Raw genomic sequence first — 20,904 nt, 5'->3', positions numbered from 1 at the left:
AAAAGATAGTATTTTTATAATTTGAGCTTTTATTGTAAACGATAAAAGCTAAAATAGCTATAACTAAATGATTACAATTTATTAAAATTATTCTAAAATAAGAAAGCGCTTAATATAGGAAGAATTATCACTACAATAATCCCTACTACAACTAAAGCAATACTTGCCATCGAAGCCTCTACTTCGCCCATATCTTGAGCAGTAGATACTCCTAAAGAATGTCCCGCCGTTCCAAGTCCTATACCTTTAGCTACTGGATCAGTTAACTTAAACATTTTCACTAAAGGTTTTCCTAAAGCATAAATAATGACTGCATTTAATATACAAGCTAGAGAAGTAATCGCCCCGTTACCACCAACGCTTTCAGCTGCTGGCATAGCAATAGCTGTCGTAGCTGCTTGAGGTAACATTGAAGCAATGACTGTATCACTTAAATGAAAGAATTTAGCTACAGCATAAATCCCTAAAATAGAGGCAATCGATCCTAGCGTTAATCCTCCTAAAATTTGTACCCAATATTTTTTTAGCACATCCCGGCGTTTATAAAGGGGAATTGCAAAACAAACAGTAGCAGGATCTAAGAAGAAACTAATAACTTGTCCGCCTTTATTGTATTCCTCAAAACTAATACCTGTAGTGACTAAAAAAATAATACCACTAATCATTGCTACAAAAAGAGGAGCGAATAAAAAGAATCCGTGAGATTTTTTAAAAAGAAATTGTCCTAAATAAAAACTTCCTACAGAGAGCAAGACACCAAATAACGGTGTACTTTTACACATACTTATAAATGTTTCCCACATTTTCTACGCCTCCTTTAGATGATTTTTTGTTGTAACAGAACCATGTAATACTGGTTCTTTTTTTTCAGTTTCTCTACGACGAGCCGTTTTCATTAACCCTTGAGTGAATAACCCTGTAAAGGCTAATAACATCACTGTAGACAACAGAATTAAACCTAAAATTAAGACTGGTGCTGTTTTTAAAATATCTAATGAGTTAACCACTTTTATACCAGCTGGCACAAAAAACAAACCAATATTATTTACCAAGGCATTCCCTACATCTTCTACTTGTTCTAATTTAATCTTTTCGCTAGTTAAACCTATAAACAAAATAACTAAACCAACAACTGAAGCAGGGGCTGTTATGTGATAAGTAGCTAATATCATTTCAATTATCTTCGAGATAAAAACAATAGCCATAATCAGTGTTCCTTGATACATGATTGAATATTTTTTCATGGTAAATCCCTCCTAATTAACATCATCATCTGATTGTCTTTCCATGACTATATCTTAGCTAATTTTTATCTTTTTCAGTGGCTTTTTAGATGAAATGCTTATATTCATTGACGAAATGCTTTTTTTCCTTTGTCACTTACTATTAATTGAAACCGTAAACAAACTAAGTTAGATGCGTTTTTACTTAATCTTTTGTATGATAATTAGAAAGGGGGAATAGTATGTTTGTTTTAACGTTAACCTTATTAGAGCGGGTTGGTCTTATTATTTTATTAGCCAACATTTTAATGAATAACTTTTTTTATACTAAAATCATGTCTAAGTTAGATTTAACTCGTTCTAAATTGATGCTCATCATTATTTTTGGTATTTTTGCTGTTATTAGTAACTTTACCGGGGTTCTAATTGAAGAAAAAAATATTTTAAATACCAGTTTGATTTTAACCTTGCCAACAGGAACTTCGATTGCCAATACTAGGGTACTACCTATTACGATTTCTGGATTAATTGGAGGACCTCTGGTAGGGATTGGCGTTGGGATTATTTCTGGTCTAGTTCGGTTATTCCAAGGAGGTGTGAATGCCTATACTTACATTATTTCTTCCTTAATTATTGGGGGATTATCTGGTATTTTAGGCAAACACTATTTTTCCGATATTCGGCACTTAAACGTGTTAAAAGGCAGTCTTTTTGGAGCGTTAATGGAAATTGTTCAAATGATCTGTATTTTGATTTTTTATCAAAATACTAGCTTAGCACTTGAATTAGTCAGGATTATTGCAGTTCCTATGATTTTAACTAATGCTTTAGGAACAGGTATTTTCTTATCAATTATTGCGTCTACTATTAATAAAGAAGAAGCTGCTAAAGCAATTCAAACTCATGATGTATTGGAACTAGCCAATCAAACCTTGCCTTATTTTAGACAAGGACTCACCCGTAATTCTTCTCAAAAAGCCGCAGAAATCATCCAGCAATATATGCACGTTTCTGCTGTTAGCATTACAGATACTACTAGTATTTTAGCTCATATTGGAGCAGGTAGTGATCATCATGTTCCTACTAAAGAAATCATTACTGATTTATCCAAAGAAGTGTTACAAACAGGCAAAATCCATATCGCTCACTCCAAAGAAGAAATTGGCTGTAGTGATCCTAATTGTCCACTAAAAGTTGCCATAGTCATTCCGCTATTTAAAAAAGACACCGTGGTAGGAACCTTTAAACTTTACTATGATTATGATAAATTGTTAACTTCTGTAGACGAACAATTAAGTAAAGGTTTAGGAGATATTTTTTCTACTCAAATTGAATTAGGGATGACAGAAATCGATCAACGTCTTTTAAAAGATGCAGAAATCAAATCCTTAGAGGCACAAATTAATCCTCACTTTTTATTCAATGCCATTAATACTATTTCTGCCTTAATTCGGATTAATGCAGATCAAGCTAGAGACTTATTATTGCAGCTCAGCACTTATTTTCGGACTAATTTATCTGGTCACAGGCATAGTCTGGTGACCTTAGAAGAAGAACTCCAACATACTGAAGCTTATCTTTCGATTGAACAAGCTAGATTTCCTGACAAGTTTCGCATGGTTTATGACATTGATGAGGATTGTCTACAAGCTCTTGTCCCACCCTTTTTTATTCAAACTTTAGTAGAAAATGCCATTAAACATGGTTTTGTTGGGCGTAAATCTCATAATCTCATCCAAGTGACTGCTAAACAACAAAACAATCAGCTGTTTTTATCTGTTGCTGATAACGGGATTGGAATAGCCCCTAATGTGCTACAAGATTTAGGGAAAAAACAAATCAAGTCTTCCACAGGGACAGGCTCTGCTGTTGAAAATTTAAATAAACGCTTGATTAGTCTCTTTGGCCAACATTCTCAGCTCACCATTGAAACATCAGATAAAGGCAGTCAATTTTCTGCCAATTTACCTTTTACCAAGGAGGAATTAACTAAATGAATATCTTAATTGTAGATGATGAACCACTTGCTAGAAGCGAGCTTACTTTTTTATTAAAACAATGTCCAGAAGTTAATAGCGTAGAACAAGCTGACTCAATTGAAGAATGTTTTAGCCAAATGAACCAGCAAATGCCAGATGTTTTATTTTTAGATATTCATCTATCTGATGAAAACGGCTTAGACTTAGCCAAAAAAATCAACCAAGTACCTAATGCTCCCTTTATTATTTTTGCCACTGCTTTTGATCAACATGCCATAGAAGCCTTTAATTTAAATGCAGTCGATTATATTTTAAAGCCTTTTGAATTTAAACGTATTCAACAAGCAGTCACTAAAGCCCAAGAAACCTTAACTAAAACTAGTGCTTTACAAGCTTTAAACCAACAACAAACTAGCCAAGCTGCCCCGTCTACTGATGCTCTTAAAGATTTATTACCAGTTTCAGTGGAGGATAAAGTATTTTTTGTTCCAATAGCAGATATTTACTACTTGGAGGCTCAAAATAAAAAACTACTCATTCATACGTTAGATCATATATTTGAAACCAATGACACCTTAATTTCTTTAGAAAAAACGTTGACTAGCCCTAATTTTTTAAGAATTCATCGTAGTTATTTAGTCAATTTAGACTACATAAAAGAAATGGAACCTTGGTTCAATCAAACAATGTTACTCACTATGAGAAACGATGAAAAAATTCCAGTTAGTCGTTCTTATGTCAAAGGCTTTAAACATAGACTAAAACTAAACCGCTAAAAAAAGTTCACGAGTGATATCACTCGTGAACTTTTTGATTAATCTTTAAAAAAATAATCATCAATACATCTTACTGGCATTTTCTTCATAACAGAATTGGTAATAAAACAAGAATCAAATTGGGGTAAATCAGTTAAAAATAAAGGTTTTTCTATCACATCTAGCTGTTCAATCAAATAACCTCGGTAAACACCTGCTAACAAACCGGACTTAACCGGCGGAGTATAGAAAGTTTCCCCTTTTCTAAAAAAGATATTACTCATACTTCCTTCACAAATCTCGCCTTTGTCATTTAATAGTAAAGCTTCGTCAAAACCTGATCTTTGAGCCATTCTTTTAGCCCAAAGGCAATCTCCGTAATTACTTGTTTTATAATAGGTAAAAGGAGAAGTAGGATTTTTTCGGATAGGACTAACAGTTAACCGAAAACCAGTTTGATAATCAGCGGGTTGATAACTTATCTCTCTTGTACTAAATAATAAATTGTCACTAGAAACAGATAATTTTAAGACACAACTTTTTAACTGATGAGTAGCAATGTATTCATATACTTGCTCTTTTGATACAGTGGTAGCCACATCAAAATAGCGGCAACCAGATGCTAAGCGTAAAAGATGTTCTTCTAAAAATTCAGGATTACCCTTATCATCAATCAGCATCGTTTCAAATAGTCCTAGACCAAAATCATAACCAGCATCTCGGGTGATTAACATGGGGTCTCCAAACCGAAAGCTTCTAACAAGGCTTTCCCTTTTTGATAAATTTCCTGATGCTCCTCTTCTGGATGAGACTCAATAGTAATTCCTCCCCCAACCCCTAATTCATAACGACCTTGTTCATGCAGTAAAGAACGTATAACAATGTTCCAATCACAATCTCCATCTAAACTAAAATAACCTATAGCTCCAGTGTAAATACCTCTTGGACTTACTTCTAATTCTTGAATAATCGACATAGCACTTTCCTTGGGAGCTCCTGTAATAGAGCCACCAGGAAACATATAGCGAAATGCTTCAAACCCACTAACATCAGGTTTCACAAGACCTTCCACTTCTGAAACTAAATGATGGACAGTTGCATAACTTTCAACCGTAAACATATGTGGTACTTTCACAGTGCCTGGTTGACAAAAACGATTCAAATCATTTCGTTCCATGTCTACAATCATCATCAATTCACTTTGTTCTTTAGCAGACTGTTGCAACTGCTGTTTAAGTGCTTTATCCTCACTAGGAGTAGCTCCTCTAGGGACAGTTCCTTTAATAGGACGCGTTTGAGCTTTTCCGTTACGAATTTCAAAAAAACGTTCTGGTGAAGCTGAAATAATTTGAAATTCTCCCTCATCTAAATAAGCACTAAAGGGAGCAGGATTGTGCTGATATAAGTAACGAAATACTTGAATAGGATTTGCCTGACTAGTGAGTTGAAAACGCTGAGTTAAATTCATCACGTAAACCTCACCAGAAGTAATCTTATCCTGCACTTTTTCTATTTGAGATAGATAAGTTTCTTTGGACACATCTTCTTTAAAGCTAGCACTTTGATCTATTTCTACCTGATAATTAGATTGATTGTTTCTTAGTGCGTCTAAAGACAAAGCCATCATTTCTTCTTCAGAACCTAACTGCCCTTGCTCAATCAACCACACTTCTTGAGTAAGATGATCTTCCACCCACAATTCATCATAGAAATTTAAACAACTAGTTGGCAAGTCAGTGACCTGGTGACTAGCATAATCATAAGAAAAATAACCTAAACAACCAGATACTATCGGTAGATTTGTCAGATTTTTTTCATAGTGCGTGTTTAAATACTCTTCTAAGTATGTATCAAAATCTACATCAGGTTGTCTAACATCATTGATATAAAGCTCTCCTTTGACTTGTTTTAAACGTAAATAAGGTTTTCTACCTAAAATAGAATACCGGCCTAAATCACTTTGCAAAGAAGAAGCTAAAAAAGCTAGATAAGGTTCTCCAGCAAATACCTGAAAAACATCTTTTAGCGTAATACTTGAATCTAAAGACTTAACTCGCATAAGTTTGACACTCCTGACATATTGCCACAAAATTTTGTAACATTTCGTGACCATATTGTGTTAATAAGGCTTCCGGATGAAATTGCACACTATACCAAGGATAAGTTTTATGACTTAACCCCATAATCACTCCTTCATCTGTTACCCCGTCTATTTGAATTTCTTCAGGAAGAGTTTCAGGGTCTACTATTAAGGAATGGTACCTAACTACCTCAAACTCTTCTGGTAAATCTTTAAATATTCCTGTTTGATTGGTGTTAATCTTAGATAATTTTCCGTGAATAGGTTTTTCCCCGCATATTACTTGCCCACCATATCCATAAGCTAATAATTGATGACCTAGACATACCCCTAGTGTGGGCCATTTTTTAGATAGATGTAAAATGAGTTCTTTTGATAAAAAACTTGTTTCTGGACTACCAGGACCTGGTGAAATAATAATTCCGTCTGGTTTCAGCTGATTAAGTTTTTCAAAAGAACAGTCTTGACTATCTAACACTAAAACTTCTTGGTTTAGTTCGTTTAAATAAGCAACCAAATTATAGACAAATGAATCTTTGTTATCAATCATTACTAAACGCATCCCTTGTACCTCCTACTTCTTACCGATTCTCTAAGGCTTTTAATTCTTGGTACTCACTTAAAAAATTCCACTCAGAAAAAATACCTGACGGACATAAATCCATCATAGGCTCTAAAACAAATAGGCGTTCCTGATATCCAGGATGAGGCAAGACTAATTCTTTTGTTTCTCTTACTTCTCCTTCGTAAAAAATCAGATCTAAATCAATAATTCTCTCACCATGCCAAACTTTACGCACTCTGCCTAAACCTACTTCAATCCCTAGACAAGCCCCTAATAACGCTTCAGGTGAAAAATCTGTTTCAATTAATAAACAAGTATTGAAATAGTTTTGCTGTTGATCTGGCACATCAAAAGGTTCTGTTTCATAAATTGCTGCCTCTTTTAACACTTGTGTATTCATAGGTAATAAATTAATCGCTTGAACTGCTTGTTGAATATTTTGCTGACAGTCTCCAATATTTGTTCCTACTGCAATAATTGCTTGTTTCATATTAAAATAGGGCAAGTTTTCACGAAAACTCGCCCTTTCCCTCCTAATCTTTATTCAAAATCTGAACGTTCACGACTAATTGACACGGCTACATAATCAAAGGTAGCATTCATTGGTGCTTCAGGCTTTTTCAATGTAACATTGACTTTTTTGACAGCTGGATATTCTGTTAAAATAGCTTTAGCCACTTCACTAGCTGCTTTTTCAATTAAATCATAAGTTTCTTCTGTCATCACACGAGTAATAGTTTTACGCACTTTAGCATAATTAATTGTCTCATTTAAATCATCACTGGCACCTGGTTTAGAAATATCAGTTTTTAACGTCACATCTAAAATAAAAGTTTGTCCATCTCGTTTTTCTTCTGGATTGACTCCGTGATAGGCAAATACTTCTAACCCAACTAGTTGAATTTTATCCATGTTATTTCCTCCGAACTTTCATTAATGCTTCTGTCATTCTAGCTGCTTGTACACTATCGTATACATCATGAACCCGTATCATATTCGCTCCGTGATTAATGGCTAAAGTATCTGCTGCAATAGTTCCCCCTAATCGTTTTTCAAAAGGTGGATTGCCACATACTTCTCCTACGACCCGTTTTCTTGATGTAGCCATTAGGTAAGCACAAGTAGAAATTTTAGTTTGTTCAATATTAGTAATCAGAGATAAGTTCTCTTCAAATGTTTTTTTAAAGCCAATACCTGGATCAAAACATAACCGTTCATTAGGAATACCGTATTGATGAGCTTCTTTTTGTTTGCTTAAGAAAAACTCATGGACTTCCTGAACTGGATCTTCATAATCCCATTCTCTTCTTGGATGCATGACAATACATCCACAATCAGATTTAGCGACTACCTCCCACATCTTAGGAGTAAATCCTGATACATCATTAATGATATGAACTCCTAAAGCCAAAGCTTTTTCAGCCACTTCAGGATAAAAAGTATCTACTGAAACACTGATTTTGGTTCCTTCTAATGTAGGTAACAACTTTTCTAGCACAGGAGCTAAACGTTCCCATTCTTCCTCAAAAGAAATCGGAGTATAGCCCGGTCTTGTAGACTGGGCACCAATATCAATAATATCTGCTCCCTCTTCGATCATCTCTTTGGCATGTTTAAGAGCTACATCAGGGTTCATATACTTACCTCCATCTGAAAATGAATCTGGAGTTACATTTAAAATTCCCATTACTAACGTTTTTTCTTCTAAAGAATAAGTAACACTTCCTGCTTTAAAAGAAGTCATTTATATCCGTCCTCTCAACAATGACATAACTTCAGCTCGTGTTTTGGCATCAGAGCGCATAGAACCTCGTAAAGCAGAAGTTAAAGTACCTGAACCAGCAGCTTTAGCTCCTCTCATTGTCATACACATATGCTCTGCTTCAATCACTACTGCCACACCAACTGGATCTAAGTTTTCATCTAAAAAGTCAGCAATTTGTGAAGTTAATCGCTCTTGGACTTGTGGTCGTTTTGAAAAATGATCTACAATCCGAGCAAATTTAGATAAACCTATAATTTTGCCATTTCTAGGTATATAAGCAATATGTGCTTTTCCTACAAATGGTAATAAATGATGTTCGCACATGGAATGAAGTGGAATATCTCTTACGATAACCATCTCTTCATCTTGGCCTTCATCAAATACTTTCAAATGTACTGTTGGGTCATTTTCAAGACCTGCAAACACTTCTTGATACATCCGTGCAACACGTTTAGGTGTTTCTTGTAAGCCAGTTCGCTCTGGATCTTCACCCACTGCAATCAATATTTCTTTTACTGCCGCTTCAATTCGTTCTAAATCCATTGTAAACCCTCCATAACCTTCTTATCATCTTATTAAAATAACCCAATCATATCTTTATTTATCGAAGTACTTGATTTAACAATACAACGAATTTTATATTATATCAATAGCATTTTGAACATTTTAAGAAACCGAATACATTTTTATTAAAAAACATATTTTAATTAAAAAAACTATTTTATTCTTTTATTTGATTGCTAATCAAACTTAATAGATAACTAATCATTTTTTATCAAATATTTTTTTTCACTTTATTTTGAACAAAAAAAAGCACTCACCATTCTGCTAAATTTTACGCAAAATAGTAAGTATCTTTTTTATTTTTTATCACATCTAATTTTAGTTAACAACTCTTCAGCTGTTTGTACATTCATTTGTTTAACTTGACGTAATTCTTTTGCTACTGCTTCAATTTCCTCTTCTTTCGCTCCAACGGAAATAGCTAATGAACGAGCTTGAAGGCCCATATGACCTTTTTGAATTCCTTCAGAAACTAATGCTTTTAAGGCAGCTAAATTTTGAGCTAATCCAACAGAAGCTACTATACTAGCTAACTTTTCACCAGTAGGATTCCCTAATAAAGCTAAATTAGCTTGAGCCCCAGGTAACACACTAATGGCCCCGCCAACAGTTCCTAAATGAAGAGGAAGAGTTAAGCTACCTATTAAGCACTGATTAGTTTCATCTCCTTGCCAATCTGTTAAACTTTGGTAGCGACCTAAACGACTGGCATAAGCATGAACTCCAGCTTCAACTGCCCGCCAATCATTGCCTGTAGCCAATACCACCCCGTCGACTCCATTTAAAATGCCTTTATTATGAGTAACTGCTCGGTAAGGATCTAGATGAGCATATTTAGTCGCCTGTTCAATTCGACAAGCAACTTGTTGACCAGATAAATCATTCGTCTTCAAACTTTCAAAAGGAATCTGAGTCGTTACTGTCACTAAAGATTCTGTACTATAGTTACTTAATATAGCTAGTAAATTATCTCCTGAAACAAGAGAGCTAATTTTAGCAGACATTCCTTCTAAAATAGTATTAATAATATTAGCACCCATCGCTTCTTTTACATCGATTGTGACATAGACTGTTAAAAATTCTACATTCCCCTGTTCATTTTCAAGCAATTTAGCAGATAAATCAATCACACCGCCACCTCGTTTAACAATGGAAGGATGACACGTATTACCGTATTGAATTAACGCCTCTTTTTGTTCCTCAATAGCTTTTAATGATGTTTGCCAATCGACTACTTCTTGGAATACCAATTGACCAATCATGTGACGCTTTTGATTGACCGTCTGAAATCCACCTAAGTCTCTCGCCAGTTTAGCTCCGTAACTACAAGCTGCAATAACAGAAGGTTCTTCTGTTACCATAGGAATCACATAGTCTTTTCCGTCAATCAAAAAATTTAAGGCCACCCCTTCAGGTAATGGGTACTGAGTAATTTGATTTTCAATCAAATGCTCTGCCACATCTGAGTCTAATAGCTGAACTTCTTCTAAATACTTATAAATTTTATCTGTTAAAAATTGATGTTGTTTCAGTAAATTCAGTCGCTCCAAACGGTTTAACTGATAAAATTTAGAAATCTGTGATGACTTCACCTATCTCCCTCTCTCTCTGTTGTTCTTAGGCTTTTTTCACCTCTAAGGCAATGCCTAAACCACCGCCAATACACGTTGAGGCAATGCCTGTTTGATTAGCTTTTAAACTATGGATTAACGTAGTCATAATCCGAGCTCCTGAAGCCCCAATTGGATGACCTAACGCCACCGCCCCACCATGTATATTCACTTTTTCTACCGGTAATTCTAAAGCTTGATTAACCGTTAAGGATTGTACTGAAAAAGCTTCATTTATTTCAAATAAGTTAATATCTTCTATTTTTTTCTGGGTAGTCTGTAACAACTCTTTAATTGCGATAACTGGAGAATAGCCCATAAAGTTAGGGTCATTCCCAATTTCGCTATAATCGCCTAAACTGGCTATAAAATCCCACCCTTGTTTAAGGGCATATTCCTTATCTGCCAAAATTAGTACCGCTGCTCCGTCATTTAAACTAGAAGCATTACCTGCTGTGACTGAGCCATCTTTTTTAAACACTGGCGGTAGGTCAGCTAACTCTGTATAGGTTAACTGTTTTTTTACCGTCTCATCCGCTTTTAAATAAGTCCCATCTGGTAATAAAACTGGGGCAATTTCTTGTTCAAACTGACCTTGTTGTTGTGCTTTGAATGCTTTTTGATGGGAATTTAAAGCATGCTGATCTTGCTCTTCTCTAGAAATATGATAGGTCTCTGCTAATAACTCAGCAGTTAATCCCATATGTTTCTGATTAAATGCATCAGTTAAACCATCTTGAATCATACCGTCTACTAATTGATCAGCTTGAAAATCCGCTTTTTTTAAAGCCTTTGGGTAATAAAGAGGGGTTTGAGTCATATTCTCCATTCCTCCTACTACCACTACTTGAGCTTTTCCTAACTGAATCACTTGTTGACCTAAAATAATCGCTTTAAGACCAGATCCACACACTTCATTTATTGTCATAGAAGGAGCGGTTTGGGGTATATTAACTGCAAGTTGAACTTGTCTAGCAGGATTTTGTCCTAAGCCAGCTTGCAACCCTTGTCCAAAAATCACTTGATCTACTTCTTTTGGGTCAAGTTTGGCTTCTGCTAGTGCAGCTTGTGTTGCTACTACACCTAAGTCAACTGCTGACACTTCTTTAAAAGCTCCTCGATACTTGCCAATAGGTGTGCGCTTGGCACTTAAAATAACAACTTCCTTTGGCATTTACTCAGCCTCCATCTTTTTATAAAAACGTTGATGATTGTCTAAATAATCTAGTTGAAAAGTCCCTTTATCTAATTCAGAATGAACGGATTGATGAGAACCATCTGTGACTAAAGCTGTTTCAAATAACTCCTCATATACAGGGATACTTAGTTCATGGCGACTGGCTAGTAACTCTTGCTGCTGGTTAGTCATTAAATGATTTGTGTAGCCATCTTGCAGTTTTCCTACAAAAAACTCTCCTACTGCACCTGAACCATAACTAAAGAATCCTAGTTTATCTCCTGCTTTTAACTGAGAACTATTGTCTAATAAAGAACATAGTCCTAAATACAAGGAGCCAGTATAAATATTACCAATTTGTTTAGTATATTGAATACTTTCTTCATAGCGAGCTAAAAGACTAGCTTGTTTGGCTTCAGAAACTTCTTCTAAAATTACTTTTAACGCTTTTTTCCCCATTTTAGAATAAGGTAAATGGAAACATATTGCAGAGAAATCTGCCAAAGTTCTTTGATGATCCTCACAATATTTCTGATAAACCTGTTCAAAGACATGAACATAGGCTTGATTAGAATATTTTCCATCTACAAAAGCAGTATCTGAATAAACCGGTCGCCAAAAATCATAAATATCAGAAGTGTACATAGTACTAGCTTGTTCTAAAGCTAAAATTCTTGGTTGTTCGCTAATTAACATAGCAACTGCTCCTGCTCCCTGAGTTACCTCACCTGGAGTATTTAGTCCATAACGAGCAATATCAGAACCAATAACCAAAGCTTTTCTGCCTGGATGAGCGGCTACATAATCTCTAGCCATCATAATACCAGCTGTTGCACTATAACAAGCTTGCTTGATTTCAATGGCACGTGCAAAAGGTTGAATATTTAATAAGTGGTGGATAGTTGTTGCCCCAGATTTAGAAGCATCCATACCTGACTCTGTTGCTAAAATAACTAAATCAATTTGATTTAAATCTGTCTCTTCTAAAATAGGATAAGCTGCATTAGCTCCCATACTGACAATATCTTGACTTAGCGGGTTTATAGCCATTTTTTCTTGACCAATCCCGATTGTAAATTTAGCAGGATCTTCCTGACGAGCCAGTGCTAGTTTTACTTGATCTACATATACATTAGGGGTATAAAAATTTAATTTATCAATTCCGATTGTCATATACACACGTCTACTTTCTATCTAATTTTAGTAACTAAATAGTAACATATCCTTATTTAATTAAGCAGTTATTTTTCTTTTTTTTAGACTTATTTAAAACAAAAAACACGCTAATGAATTTTTAGCGTGTTTCTTTCGTTACTCTATCCATTTATCCACTTGTTTTGGATGTTGGGATATCCATTCTTTTGCTGCCTGTTTAGGATCTTTCCCTTGATTAATCTCTAACATGACACTTTCCATATCACCTTTTGACCAGTTAAATTTCTTTAACACTTGGTAAACTTCTGGCAATTCTTCTTTTAATCCTTTTCTTGCAATCGTATGAATTTCTTCACCACTACCCATTGCTTGTTTAGGATCTTCTAAGTATTTCAACTCATATTTAGCAAACATCCAATGAGGAGACCAGCCTGTAAAAACAATGGGTTTCTTTTCTTTGATTGCTTTATCTACAGCCACTGTCATAGCGCCAGATGAAGAAGTTTCTAATTGCCAATCTTTTAAATTAGGATAAGCTTTTAACGTTCTCTCTGCAGCTGCTACTACACCAGCTCCTGGCTCAATCCCAATTATTTTTTGATTCGCTTCTTGTTTTAAATCAGCAATACTATTAACTTTCATATAGCTAGGAACTGCTAATCCAACCTTAGCTCCTTTTAAATTTCTACCTAAATGATCGACTTGATGTTGATACTTTTTAAACTGTGCTTCATGGGTATTAGGTAACCAAGCTGCTACCATTCCGTCACTTTCACCTTTGGCTACCGATTGCCACATAATCGCATTATCAAGTGGCGTAACATTTACATGATAGCCTAATTCTTTTAATACCTCACCTACCACATGAGTAGAAGCAACTTCTGTATCCCATTCCACATAAGCCAAATTAACTTCGCCTTTGGCTTCTTCTTTAGCAATATAGCGGTAACCAAATGTTCCCCCAAATAAAACAGCTATCACTAACAAACTCATACTTACTTTTTGTTTCCATGAAAAACGACTAGGCGTGTGACTAGGTTCTCGGTTTAAACTTTGGGTAAATCGGTCCATAATAATGGCTAAAATAACTAAAGCTAAACCATTAACAAAACCATTTCCTACTTGTGCCCGTTGTAAAGAAGAAAGCACTCCTCTACCTAGACCAGGTGCTCCAATCATCGAAGCAATCACGACCATAGATAAGGCTAACATAGTGGTTTGGTTCATACCAGCTAAAATAGTTTTTTTCGCTAAAGGAAGTTCTAACTTAATTAGTTTTTGCCACGCTGTTCCCCCAAAAGAATCAGAGGTTTCTACTAATTCTTTTGGTACTTGTCTAATTCCTAAATTCGTAAACCGAACAATAGGAGGTAATGCAAAAATAATTGAGGCAAACACACCTGGCACCATTCCAATACCAAAAAAGGCAACTGCTGGAATCAAGTAAACAAATCCAGGCATAGTTTGCATAAAGTCTAAAATAGGGGTAATGATACTTTGAGCTTTTTGACTTTTAGCCATTAAAATCCCTAAAGGAATTCCTATAATAATCGATAAAAAACTAGCAATAAATACTAATGTCACAGTATTCATCAGCTCTGGCCATAGCCCTTGATTGTAAATAAATAATAACCCAAAGAAAGTAAATAAAGTTAAGCTTTTTTTTCGGGATAAATTATAAGCGGCTACTGTTAGTAAACCAATCCAAATAAGTCCTGGTACTAGTAATAATACACTAGTTAAACTATCCATTATAGCCTGTCCACCTACTTGTAACCCATGAAAACCACGACTAAAATGATTAGTCAACCAATCCGTTCCGCTTTCAACCCAGTCTGCTACAGGTAATTGTGTCGTTAATATCTTAGGCATAAGTTACCTCCTGCTCTGTAGAGTCTGCTAAGGCTTCTAGAACACTTCCTCTAATCACTACCCCTAATAGTTTATCTTCATCTGTAACTGCTAAAGGCGTTTTAGCATCATGAATTAGAGGAAAAATATCGCTTATCAATAAATCTTTAGGAATAGTGACGACATTTTTTTCCACACATTCTGTTAATTTCTGTCCTTTTCTCCGAGCATTTAAGGCTTGATCCGCTGTAATAATCCCTTCCAGCTCACGTTGTTTATTTACTGCTAACAACATACTGACACGTTCTTGTCGCATTTTAGTCAACGCAACGTTTGGGCCATCTACTTCTACATTAGTAGTAATAGCTGGAATCATAATATTTTCAGCTGTTAACACTTTTGACCGGTCTACATCTTCAACAAATGTTTTAACATAATCATTGGCAGGGTTAGTTAAAATTTCTTCACCTGTACCAATTTGCATAATATGACCGTCTTTCATTAAAGCAATTCGGTCTCCTAATCTTAATGCTTCATTTAAATCATGGGTAATAAAGATAATGGTTTTTTTCAAGTTAGCCTGTAAATCAAGCAACTCATCTTGCATTTGTCTTCTGATTAATGGATCTAAAGCTGAAAATGCCTCATCCATTAATAGTATCTCTGGATTATTAGCTAAGGCTCTAGCTAAGCCAACTCGTTGCTGCATACCTCCAGATAATTGATTAGGATATTGATCCTTAAAGGACAACAAACCAGAATTTTCTAACGCTTTTTCTGCCAATTTGGTTCGTTCTTCTTTTTCAATCCCTTTAATCTCTAAACCATATTCAGTATTTTCTAAAATAGTGCGATGTGGGAATAAACCAAAATTTTGAAACACCATACTCATTTTTTCCCGTCTAACTTCTCTTAACTCCTTAGCATCCAATTCACTAATATTTAAACCATCTATATAGATTTCACCAAAAGTTGGTTCAATCAATCGATTTAATAAACGAATTAACGTCGACTTTCCGCTACCAGAAAGACCCATAATTACAAAAATTTCGCCTTCTTTAACTTCAAAATTGGCATCATAAACTCCTACAGTCGCCCCTGTTCTTTTTAAAATATCTGTTTTAGATTCATGACGTTGAACTAACTCCAGTGCCTGTTGAGTTTTTTTACCAAAAATTTTAGTTAAATGTTTGACTTGAACTTTTGTCATCCAATTCCCCTTTCTGTTTTCCATATTTCATTTAAAATAAACTGACCACTCTATAATAAAAAGAATGGTCACTTTATTTAAAAAAATAGATCATTCACAGTCACTTATCTTTCCTTATAAAAAAGTGACCACACTATGTTAATACAATGTGGTCACTTTTGTCAAGAAAATAAAAGATGATTTTCAGAAAATGCATCTTTTATTTCTCTTTATTTTCATTTGTTTTAGGGTAAAATAAATTTTGCACTCGTTGATAACTTAACTCATTGCCTATAAAAAACACCGTATCCCCTTCTTCTAAAACTGCATAAGGACCTGGAGATAGAATTAAATCTTTCTGTTGTTGAATAGCAATAATGGTAGCACCAGTTTGTTGCCAAAAATTAATATCTTTAACTGTTTGTTTTAAGTGTTCTGCCTCTTTAGTTAGAGTTAACTCAAAAGGAGTAAATAAATTTAAACGATTAGCATGCTTGGTTTGATCGACTAATCTATCTAATAAATTAGTTAAATTAACTAATTCTTCTTGTTGCTTAGTCACACTACTAAGAATATCGGTTTTAATATCTTGAATTGTACTAACATCTTGATATAGCTCAATAAATTCTTGTGCTTTTTCTTTAGATGAAATAAAAGCACCACTTCCATGCTTAACTTCAACAATATCTAAATCAACCAAGACACTAATCGCTTTCCGAGCAGTTTCTGGCGAAACACCATATGTACTAGCCAAGGTTGATCTAGCATATAACTTATCACCAACCCGGTAACGATTTTCCACAATTCGCTCTGCAATATCTACTGCAATTAATTGATACTTAGGGGGTCTCATTGTTTTTTTAACCATTCTTTTTCTCCTCTTTACTTATTCCAAGGACTTCTAGTTTAAAAGTAAAACATTCTTGTTTATTTTGCAAGTTGATTTTAATTTAGCTAAAAAAAACCAAATAAAAAAGAGAGTAGATTGCTCTACTCTCTTTAAACGTCTCTCTTAGCCTTATTCTGGCAATAAACTTTCATCAAAGCCAACAGTTAAGGTAATAAACATGGCTACTAACACACTAACAACTAGTCCAGCTACATACCAGAAAAATGTGCCTGAAATAAAAGCTGGTAACGTAGTCAAACTACCAAATACAAAGGCAATTGCTTTTACCCGAGCAAATCCCATAACAGCACCGCCACAAGCTGCTCCAATACAAGCTGCAATGAAAGGTTTCTTTAAAGGAATTGCGATTCCATAAACAGTTGGTTCTGTAACCCCTGCTAGTAAAATAGAAGCAAAAGCTGATCCTGCTAGTGATTTATTACGAGCACCTTTACTTCTTAAAAATACACCTAGTGCTGCACCGGCCATCCCAAAATTGGCTGCTCCTGTTAAAGGAACAATGTAATCAAATCCCGATTGAGAAATATTAGCAATCATGACTGGATTAACTGCCCACTGCATACCAAAAATAACCAGTACATTCCAAAAACCTGCAATCAATGCCCCACTGATTAGACCATTCACGTTTAACATCCAAGTGATAGCCGCAGCTAATCCTTCACCTATGTAAACACCTGCTGGCCCAAATAGCATTAACGTCAACGGAACAGTTATCACAAGTGACAACAACGGAACAAATACCAATTGCATGTTTTCTGCAATATGTTTTTTTAAGAATCTTTCAATATAAGAATAGAAAAAGATTGCTAAAATGGCAGGTATAACCGTTGAGGTGTACTGCATCAATACAACTGGAGCTCCAAAGAAATGAGTTAACGTTTTACCATCACCTGCTAATAAATTAGCAATGTTTGGTTCAATTAACGCAGCTGCAATTACTCCTGCAATATAACCATTTACTTTAAATGTTTTAGCAGAAGAAAAGGCTAAAAAGATTGGTAGAAAATAAAACACAGCATTAGAAGCAGCCGATAAAATAGCGTAAGTTCCGCTAGACTCACTTAACCAACCAAATGTTGTGGCTAATACAACTAGTCCTTTTAAAATTCCTGATCCGGCAAACAACGGAATAATCGGCATAAAAATTTCAGAAATTAAAGCAAATAATTTTTCAACTGGATTGGCTTTCTTTTTCTCACCTGTTTTTTCATGCAAAGCTTGGTTAAGCTCTTCATATACAGTTAAAATATTTTCTTTCAAAATAACTTCTACATGATCACTCAAGGTTAAAAAGTATTGAACATTGGTTAAATTTTTTCCATTTAAGATTTCTTCTTCGGTTAAATTTCGATTTAATTTAACACGTAAGCGAGTGCTACAAACATCTAGCTGATTAATATTATCTAAACCGCCTAAACTCATAGCTAATTGTTGGACATCATGGCTCACTTATTATCCCTCTTTCTTTTGACTGATTACTTATTAAAAGACTACTCCACTAACTAAAATGATATTAGCATAAGGAGTCATTTCTCCTGTGCGAATAAAAGCATGACAATTATTCAAGTCTTGCTTCATTTCCTCATGCTGCACAAAGTCAATCGGTGTTTTTGGCATTAATTCTTTGATTTCCTCAAGGACTTTAGGATTTTGCACTTTAATTTCTTCAGCTAAAATAATTGATTGTACTTCTAATTCTTCTACCACATTGGCTAACACATCCATAAAACTTGGTAAACCATTAGTAACAGCTAAATCAATTTTTTCAGTGGTCATAGGAACTGGCATGCCAGCATCTCCAATACTTAATTTGTCAAAATGACCCATTTGAGAAATTACTCTTGAAATATCTGAATTAATAACTGGTGTTTTTTTCATGTTGAACATCCTTTTCTATATGAATTTTATTATTAGTTTAGTTGTTCTTTGTAAGGAATAGATGGTTGTGCACCAAATTGCTGAACAGCTAAAGATGATGCCTTGTTTCCGTAACGAATGGCTTCTTCGATATTAGAAAAATCGGTTTTTAAAACAGAACTTAATGCTCCAATAAATGTATCACCGGCACCTGTCGTATCTACTGCTTTCACTTTAAACGCATCAACTAAACCAGATTGACCTAAAACATCGTAATAAGCACCTTTACTACCTAATGTAATGATGATTGCTTCAACCCCTAACTGATGTAATTTATCTGTTGCTTGTTTCAAACTCGCTTCATCACTAATTTTGATTCCAGTAATAATCTCTGTTTCTGTTTCATTAGGAATTAACACATCTGTTTTAGCTAGTAAGTCTGCTGAAATATTTTCTAATGCTGGAGCTGGGTTTAAAATGGTTTTAACTCCATGTTGTTTTGCTAATTCAAAACCTTTTTCTGTAGCAGTTGTTGTACTTTCAAACTGGCTAATAACCCAATCACTTGCCTTAATTACTTGCTCAGAAACTTGAACATCTTGGGGAGTTAGCGCCATATTAGCTCCTGCATAAACCATGATACTGTTCTCACCAGCTTCATCTACTACGATATAAGCTTCTCCAGTTCTTTCCTTTGATTTAATCGCAATAGGAGAAATATTAACAGAATCTTTTCGCATTAATTCTTGCATGTACTGACCATTGCTATCATTACCTAAAGCTCCAATAAAGTGAGTGTCTGCACCTGAACGAGCAGCGGCTATAGCTTGGTTAGCTCCTTTTCCTCCTCCAGCATTAAATACTTCTTTCGCATGTAATGTTTCACCTGGCTTTGGCATTGCTTTCACTTTAATCGTTGTGTCAACATTCAGACTTCCAATAACCGTTACTTTATTCATGTATGATCTATCCCTTCTTATTAAAACGTTTTAATTTTTATTTAAAAAAATATTTTATTGCTTTTATTAAGTATTAAAACGTTTTAACACTTAATAAAAATAATAAGCTCTCTTATTAGAAAGCTAAATCCACAGAATTAAAACGCTTTAACTCTGTGAATATAAAATAGCACACTTTTATTTTTTCGTCAAGCCCCTTGTGGAAAACCTTTTCACTAAATGAACAGGCAACATTTTTTCCTCCCACTGCTTATTAGGTTGTTCAATTCTTTCCAGTAACAAATGAGCAACTGTTTCACCTAACTCAAAAATTGGTTGAGAGATAGTTGTTAACTTAGGCTCCATATACTCGCACATATCAATATTGTCATAACCAATCACACTATAATCAATCGGAATTCGTTTGCCGGCTTCATTAATGCCTCGGTACAAACCAATAGCTAATTCATCGTTAACTGCAAAAATAGCTGTTGCCTCACTAGCTAAAATTTCAGAAGTAGCTAAATAGCCTCCTTCTTTTGAAAGAGTTGTTGTAACTAATAAGGACGTAACAGATCGGTGACCGTTAACTACTTCTTGAAAACCTTTCAGTCTTTTAGCAATGTTACTGGTCATATGATTAGGTACAACCACTGCCAAATTAGTGTGTCCCAAATCAATTAAATGTTTAGCTGCTAGTTGACCTCCTGTGTAATCATCAGTTAAAACAGAATCACTATAACCTTCTGATTTTTTTGATCTAGCACAATAAATGGTTTATTTTTCTCTCTTAATATTTGATTGATCTCTGTATTAGACACAGCAGAACTCGCAATAATAAAGCCATCTACAGACCGTCTAGCTAATTCATTCAAATAGTTACTTTCTTTTAACTCATCTGTGCCTGCATTAGCTAAAATCGTTACAAAATCATCTTGATATAAAACGGATTCAATTCCTTTAACTAACGTACTAAAAAAAGGATTAGTTATATCTGGAATAATTAATCCAACTGTTTTAGTTTTTTTCGTAATCATTTGTTGAGCAACATAGCTTGGTTGATAATTTAATGTTTCTTTAGCTGCCAATACTTTATCCACTGTTGATGGACTAAATTTATGACTTTGATTATTTAAAATTAATGAAACGGTGGCAATTGATACCCCTGAAAGATTTGCCACATCTTTGATGGTTGCTTTCTTTTTCCCCATTGTCTTCACTCTTCTCTAACATAATCTTGACTTTTACCTAAACTCCTTACTATCATAACAAAAATAATTAGCATA

20 protein-coding genes and 1 pseudogene are annotated in these 20,904 nt (G+C 34.7%); 2 read left to right on the top strand and 19 right to left on the bottom strand.

Features of this window, described 5'->3' with window-relative positions; translation table 11 throughout:
* Positions 1–92: 92 nt before the first annotated feature.
* The gene (gene lrgB / locus C7P63_RS06490; protein WP_125943347.1) at positions 93–803 is read right to left on the bottom strand and encodes an antiholin-like protein LrgB; all 711 of its coding nucleotides are present in this window, start codon (positions 801–803) and stop codon (positions 93–95) included.
* Positions 804–806: 3 nt separating this feature from the next.
* The gene (gene lrgA / locus C7P63_RS06485) at positions 807–1,244 is read right to left on the bottom strand and encodes an antiholin-like murein hydrolase modulator LrgA (protein WP_125943346.1); all 438 of its coding nucleotides are present in this window, start codon (positions 1,242–1,244) and stop codon (positions 807–809) included.
* A 221-nt stretch (positions 1,245–1,465) separates the two neighbouring features.
* On the opposite strand from lrgA, the gene C7P63_RS06480 reads away from it, so the two are divergent.
* Together C7P63_RS06480 and C7P63_RS06475 are read left to right on the top strand one after the other, a co-directional pair.
* Positions 1,466–3,220, top strand: coding sequence for a sensor histidine kinase (locus C7P63_RS06480; protein ID WP_125943345.1), 1,755 nt, complete (start codon positions 1,466–1,468; stop codon positions 3,218–3,220).
* A complete protein-coding gene (locus C7P63_RS06475; RefSeq protein ID WP_125943344.1) occupies positions 3,217–3,978 on the top strand; it encodes a LytR/AlgR family response regulator transcription factor in 762 nt (253 codons plus the stop codon). The genes C7P63_RS06480 and C7P63_RS06475 overlap by 4 nt, the downstream gene beginning before the upstream one ends.
* 38 nt (positions 3,979–4,016) lie before the next feature.
* Here C7P63_RS06475 and C7P63_RS06470 read toward each other — a convergent pair whose 3' ends face one another.
* The 17 genes and pseudogenes from C7P63_RS06470 to rbsR all read right to left on the bottom strand — a co-directional run bounded on the left by C7P63_RS06470 (position 4,017) and on the right by rbsR (position 20,829).
* Positions 4,017–4,691, bottom strand: coding sequence for an aminotransferase class IV (locus C7P63_RS06470; protein ID WP_125943343.1), 675 nt, complete (start codon positions 4,689–4,691; stop codon positions 4,017–4,019).
* Positions 4,685–6,016 carry an aminodeoxychorismate synthase component I gene (pabB, locus tag C7P63_RS06465; RefSeq protein ID WP_165863790.1) on the bottom strand — a complete coding sequence of 444 codons (1,332 nt, stop codon included), beginning with the start codon at positions 6,014–6,016 and terminating at the stop codon, positions 4,685–4,687. The genes C7P63_RS06470 and pabB overlap by 7 nt, the downstream gene beginning before the upstream one ends.
* Positions 6,006–6,599 (bottom strand): anthranilate synthase component II, encoded by a 594-nt coding sequence (locus C7P63_RS06460; RefSeq protein WP_125943341.1) that lies wholly within the window; start codon positions 6,597–6,599, stop codon positions 6,006–6,008. The genes pabB and C7P63_RS06460 overlap by 11 nt, the downstream gene beginning before the upstream one ends.
* A gap of 19 nt (positions 6,600–6,618) precedes the next feature.
* Positions 6,619–7,107, bottom strand: a complete 489-nt coding sequence (gene folK / locus C7P63_RS06455) for a 2-amino-4-hydroxy-6-hydroxymethyldihydropteridine diphosphokinase (RefSeq protein ID WP_125943340.1) — start codon at positions 7,105–7,107, stop codon at positions 6,619–6,621.
* Between the two features lie 35 nt (positions 7,108–7,142).
* Positions 7,143–7,514, bottom strand: coding sequence for a dihydroneopterin aldolase (folB, locus tag C7P63_RS06450; RefSeq protein ID WP_125943339.1), 372 nt, complete (start codon positions 7,512–7,514; stop codon positions 7,143–7,145).
* 1 nt (position 7,515) lies between these two features.
* The gene (gene folP, locus C7P63_RS06445; protein ID WP_125943338.1) at positions 7,516–8,346 is read right to left on the bottom strand and encodes a dihydropteroate synthase; all 831 of its coding nucleotides are present in this window, start codon (positions 8,344–8,346) and stop codon (positions 7,516–7,518) included.
* Complete coding sequence (gene folE, locus C7P63_RS06440) at positions 8,347–8,910, bottom strand: GTP cyclohydrolase I FolE (protein ID WP_125943337.1); 564 nt, start codon at positions 8,908–8,910, stop codon at positions 8,347–8,349.
* Positions 8,911–9,227: 317 nt separating this feature from the next.
* Positions 9,228–10,523 carry a hydroxymethylglutaryl-CoA reductase, degradative gene (locus C7P63_RS10365; protein ID WP_125943336.1) on the bottom strand — a complete coding sequence of 432 codons (1,296 nt, stop codon included), beginning with the start codon at positions 10,521–10,523 and terminating at the stop codon, positions 9,228–9,230.
* A 25-nt stretch (positions 10,524–10,548) separates the two neighbouring features.
* Positions 10,549–11,715 carry a thiolase family protein gene (locus C7P63_RS10360; RefSeq protein ID WP_125943335.1) on the bottom strand — a complete coding sequence of 389 codons (1,167 nt, stop codon included), beginning with the start codon at positions 11,713–11,715 and terminating at the stop codon, positions 10,549–10,551.
* Positions 11,716–12,891 (bottom strand): hydroxymethylglutaryl-CoA synthase, encoded by a 1,176-nt coding sequence (locus C7P63_RS06425; protein ID WP_125943334.1) that lies wholly within the window; start codon positions 12,889–12,891, stop codon positions 11,716–11,718.
* Between the two features lie 138 nt (positions 12,892–13,029).
* Positions 13,030–14,745, bottom strand: coding sequence for an ABC transporter permease/substrate binding protein (locus C7P63_RS06420; RefSeq protein WP_207852993.1), 1,716 nt, complete (start codon positions 14,743–14,745; stop codon positions 13,030–13,032).
* A complete protein-coding gene (locus C7P63_RS06415; RefSeq protein WP_125943333.1) occupies positions 14,738–15,934 on the bottom strand; it encodes a quaternary amine ABC transporter ATP-binding protein in 1,197 nt (398 codons plus the stop codon). Before C7P63_RS06415 ends, C7P63_RS06420 begins: the two co-directional genes overlap by 8 nt.
* A gap of 199 nt (positions 15,935–16,133) precedes the next feature.
* Complete coding sequence (locus C7P63_RS06410; protein WP_125943332.1) at positions 16,134–16,781, bottom strand: GntR family transcriptional regulator; 648 nt, start codon at positions 16,779–16,781, stop codon at positions 16,134–16,136.
* 150 nt (positions 16,782–16,931) lie between these two features.
* The gene (locus tag C7P63_RS06405; protein ID WP_424580143.1) at positions 16,932–18,272 is read right to left on the bottom strand and encodes a PTS transporter subunit EIIC; all 1,341 of its coding nucleotides are present in this window, start codon (positions 18,270–18,272) and stop codon (positions 16,932–16,934) included.
* A gap of 33 nt (positions 18,273–18,305) precedes the next feature.
* The gene (gene rbsD, locus C7P63_RS06400) at positions 18,306–18,701 is read right to left on the bottom strand and encodes a D-ribose pyranase (RefSeq protein WP_125943331.1); all 396 of its coding nucleotides are present in this window, start codon (positions 18,699–18,701) and stop codon (positions 18,306–18,308) included.
* A gap of 32 nt (positions 18,702–18,733) precedes the next feature.
* Positions 18,734–19,639, bottom strand: a complete 906-nt coding sequence (gene rbsK / locus C7P63_RS06395; RefSeq protein ID WP_125943330.1) for a ribokinase — start codon at positions 19,637–19,639, stop codon at positions 18,734–18,736.
* Positions 19,640–19,816: 177 nt separating this feature from the next.
* Positions 19,817–20,829, bottom strand: a pseudogene (gene rbsR, locus C7P63_RS06390) (ribose utilization transcriptional repressor RbsR).
* Positions 20,830–20,904 lie beyond the last annotated feature (75 nt).

The sequence above is a fragment of the Vagococcus humatus genome (assembly GCF_003950325.1).
GTDB lineage: Bacteria > Bacillota > Bacilli > Lactobacillales > Vagococcaceae > Vagococcus_C > Vagococcus_C humatus.
This window is presented reverse-complemented; position numbering and strand designations above follow the sequence as displayed.